Source organism: Flagellimonas flava (assembly GCF_050617915.1).
Taxonomy (GTDB): domain Bacteria; phylum Bacteroidota; class Bacteroidia; order Flavobacteriales; family Flavobacteriaceae; genus Flagellimonas; species Flagellimonas flava_A.
This window is the reverse complement of record NZ_JBODQE010000131.1, coordinates 1-244: the sequence shown is the minus strand read 5'-3', so window position 1 is coordinate 244 and position 244 is coordinate 1. Positions and strand designations below refer to the sequence as shown.

At 44.7% G+C, this 244-nt stretch carries 1 protein-coding gene; it reads right to left on the bottom strand.

The genetic code is table 11. The annotated features are described in order from the left end of the window. On the bottom strand, nucleotides 1-244 hold a 244-nt coding region (locus ACRHOZ_RS21260), incomplete at both ends, for an argininosuccinate synthase domain-containing protein (RefSeq protein WP_431130353.1).

Here is a 244-nt window from a genome sequence, read left to right as displayed (position 1 = left end):
CAAATCTTACCTGATCGTTGCCGGCTCCCGTACTTGCGTGGGCTATATACTCTGCCCCAATCTTTTTGGCATGACTTACAATTTCCACCGCCTGTACAATTCGTACAGCGCTTACGGACAAAGGATAGGTATTGTTCCTTAGTACGTTACCAAAAATGAGATACTTGACCACTATTTCATAGAAATTGGAAACTGCATCAATGGACGTGTAGGTGGAAGCTCCAAGTGCTAAGGCCTTTTGCTC